Source organism: Actinomycetospora sp. (genome assembly GCF_055612215.1).
This window is the reverse complement of record NZ_JBVPVA010000102.1, coordinates 1-3,326: the sequence shown is the minus strand read 5'-3', so window position 1 is coordinate 3,326 and position 3,326 is coordinate 1. Positions and strand designations below refer to the sequence as shown.

2 protein-coding genes and 2 pseudogenes are annotated in these 3,326 nt (G+C 76.1%); 1 reads left to right on the top strand and 3 read right to left on the bottom strand.

All coding sequences use genetic code 11. From position 1 onward, the window contains the following. Window positions 1-180, top strand: a pseudogene (locus AC0CYZ_RS02585) (5,10-methylene tetrahydromethanopterin reductase); the annotation flags it as partial. Between the two features lie 147 nt (window positions 181-327). On the opposite strand, the gene cobJ reads toward AC0CYZ_RS02585, so the two are convergent. From cobJ to AC0CYZ_RS02570, 3 genes and pseudogenes are all read right to left on the bottom strand, one after another. Next, window positions 328-1,857: a precorrin-3B C(17)-methyltransferase gene (gene cobJ / locus AC0CYZ_RS02580; protein ID WP_472212058.1), complete on the bottom strand. Its 1,530-nt coding sequence runs from the start codon at window positions 1,855-1,857 to the stop codon at window positions 328-330. Between the two features lie 62 nt (window positions 1,858-1,919). Continuing rightward, window positions 1,920-2,624 carry a precorrin-8X methylmutase gene (locus tag AC0CYZ_RS02575; RefSeq protein WP_472212056.1) on the bottom strand — a complete coding sequence of 235 codons (705 nt, stop codon included), beginning with the start codon at window positions 2,622-2,624 and terminating at the stop codon, window positions 1,920-1,922. Further along, window positions 2,621-3,326 (bottom strand): annotated as a pseudogene (locus AC0CYZ_RS02570) (hypothetical protein); the annotation flags it as partial. The gene AC0CYZ_RS02575 and the pseudogene AC0CYZ_RS02570, both read right to left, overlap by 4 nt.

Here is a 3,326-nt window from a genome sequence, read left to right as displayed (position 1 = left end):
GCCGGGCTGCCGCTGAAGACGGTCCTCGAGCAGCTGGACCTGCTGGGCGAGGAGGTCGTGCCGGTGCTGCGGCGGGAGTTCGCGGCCCTGAAGCCGGCCCACGTGCCGGACGCGCCGACGCACGAGTCGCTGGTGGCGGCGCGCGAGTCGGCGGCCGCGCCGGAGCTGACCTCGGCCTGATCGACGGTGGCGGAACCGCGTCACGATGACGCGGTTCCGCTCGCGCCGCGCCCAGGGCCTCGCGTCTGTGAGATCAAGGAGCCGCTGCGCGGCGGGGAGGAGATCCGCTCGACGCGCAGTGACTCCCTCGGCCGAGTCGGAGGCCCTTCAGTAGCGCCGCGGGGTGAAGACGGCGCCCGTCGGGGTCCAGCGGGTCTGCGAGGACCCGACGATGAGCAACGTGCGCATGTCGACCTCGGACGGCTCGAGCGTGCCGAGCTCGACGACGTGCACCGACTCCTCCGGGCCGTCGACGTCGCGGCCGACGATCACCGGCGTCGTCGGGTCGCGGAACTTCAGCAGGACCTCGCGCGCGGCCTCGACCTGCCAGGTCCGCGAGCGACTCGCCGGGTTGTAGAGCGCGACGACCATGTCGGCCTCGGCGACGGCGGCGAGCCGGCGTTCGACGACGTCCCAGGGCTTGAGGCGGTCGGAGAGGCTGATGGTGGCGAAGTCGTGGCCGAGCGGGGCGCCGATCCGGGCGGCGACGGCGTGCGCGGCCGTCACGCCCGGGACGACCCGGACCGGCACCTCGGGATAGTCCTGCGACGCGACCTCGACGACCGCGGAGGCCATGGCGAACACGCCGGGGTCGCCGGAGGAGACGACCGCGACCCGCCGTCCGGTGCGCGCGAGGTCGAGGGCGAAGGCGGCGCGCTCGGACTCGACCTTGTTGTCCGACCCGTGCACGCGCTGGCGGGGATTCGGGGGCACGCGGGCGACGTAGGTGGCATAGCCGACGACGTCGTCCGCCTCGGCCAGCGCGGTCGCGGCCTCGGGGGTGAGCCGGTCGCGGGCGCCGGGGCCGAGGCCGACGACGGTGACGATCCCGCCGGTCGGGCCGGTCGGGCCGGTCGGGCCGGTCGGGCCGGTCGGGCCGGTCGACGGAGTGGCTTTACTGCCACTGGCTGCAAGCGTCGACGCTTCGCTTGCAGCCAGGGACCGGGCCTCCCCGTCCGCCCGCGCCGCCTCCGTCGTCTCGACGTGCACCCGGGACGGGACGATCCCGACCGAGAAGTACGGCACGGACGCGGGGTCGACCTCGTCGAGCCGACCCTGGCGCTCGGTGGGCGTGCTCGCCCGCTCGACATAGCGGGCCTCGTCTGCCCGGCCCGACCGCCGTAGCGCCGCCCGGACGCCGGTGAACGTCCGCCCGAGCTTCATCACCGCGGCCGCGTCGGTGTCGGCGAGGCGGCGGACCAGCTCGTCCTCGCCCAGCGTGCCCGGCAGCACCGTCAGGACCTCGTCGCGCTCCACCAGCGGCGTCCCGAGCGCGGCGCTCGCCGCGGACACGCTCGTCACCCCCGGCACGACCTCGGCCACGTAGCGGTGCGCCAGCCGCTTGTGCAGGTGCATGTAGGAGCCGTAGAAGAACGGGTCGCCCTCGGCGAGCACGACGACGTCGCGCCCCGCGTCGAGGTGCGCAGCCAGCCGGGCGGCGGCGTCGGTGTAGAAGGCGTCGATGCGGCCCTGGTAGTCGTCGGTCGACTCCGTGGTGACCGGGTAGGTCAGGGCCTCCTCGACCTGCGTGCCCAGGTACTGCGCCGCGATCGCCCGCGCGTTCGACCGCCCGTGCCGCGCGCAGTGGTACGCCACCACGTCCGCGGACCGGATGAGCTCGACCGCCCGCACCGTCATCAGCCCGGGGTCCCCGGGGCCGACCCCGACCCCGTACAGCCGCCCGGCCGCCCCGCACCCGTTCACGCGGCCGCGCCCAGGGCCAGCGCGTTCACCGCGCCCACGGTCATCGCCGAGCCACCGCGGCGCCCGTGCACGACGACGTGCTCGAGCGCGGTGCCGTTGCCGGCCCGCCCGAACCCCGCCAGTGCCGCCTTCGACTCCATCGCCCCGACGAACCCGACGGGCAGACCGAGCACGACGGCGGGTCGCGGCGCCCCGGCCTCGATCAGCTCGAGCAGGCGGAAGAGCGCGGTCGGGGCGTTGCCGATGGCGACGACCGCCCCGTCGAGCAGCGGCAGCCAGAGGTCGAGCGCGGCGGCGGACCTGGTCGTCCCGAGCAGGGCCGCCTTCGCCGGGACGTCGGGGTCGTTGAGGGTGCAGACGACGTCGTTGCCCGCCGGGAGGAACCGTCGGGTGATCCCGGAGGCGACCATCATCGCGTCGCACAGCACCGGGGCGCCCGCGCGCAGCGCGGTGTGCGCGGCGGCGACGGCGCCGGGGGAGACGACCGTGTCGGCGGCGAGGTCGGTCATCCCGCAGGAGTGGATCATGCGGACGGCGAGGTCGTGCGCGTCCTCGGGGAGGTGGGAGAGGTCGGCCTCCTCGCGGATGATCGCGAAGGAGCGCCGGTAGATCTCCGCACCGTCGGCGACGTACGCCGGGACGGCGGGGGAGTCGGGCTCGTGGACCACGCCTCCGTGCCGGGCCACACTGCCCGAGGTCATCCGGTCACCCTTCCCGAGCGGACCACCGTGCGGTAGACCCCTCGCTGTTCGCCCCCGCGCTCGTCCGGCGCGAGGGCCTCGATCACCGCCACCCGTCCACCCGGCGTCCCGCAGGCCCGCCCGCACCCGACCCAGTGCTGGCGCACGGTGCCTCCGACGTGGCCTGACGCGACGGCCGCGGCGAGGTCACCGCGCACGTCGGCGTGCGACTTCGCGCACCGGGGCGCACCCACGCACGCCGACACTCCGCGCCAGGGCGACGTCGGCTCGGTCTCGACGAGGCCGTCCAGGCGGCGGGCGGCGTCGGCGGGATCGGGCAGGCCGCGCAGGACGAGGGTCCGCCACGGGGTGGCGCGCAGGGTGACGCCCTGGCCGGGCGCGTCGAGCAGCCCGACCAGCGCGGCCACCAGCGGGAGGTCGAGCTCGCCGAGGCGGGGGAGGACCTCGAGGGTGCCGTCCTCGCCGGGGCCGAGGGCGGTCGGGTCGGCCGGTCCGGGCGTCAGGACGGGGGTCACGACGGTCGCCGTGGTGCGGTCGCGGACGTCGGCGACGAGCGCGTCCCGGGTGGCCTCGTCGAGCTCGCGGACGCGCCAGGCGGTGTCGCGCACGGCGGTGAAGGCGTCGACGGCGGCGAGGGCGAGCGCGGCCGGGTCGGGGTGGCGCAGGCCGGTGTCGACGACGCCGTGGGGGCCGTCGAGCAGG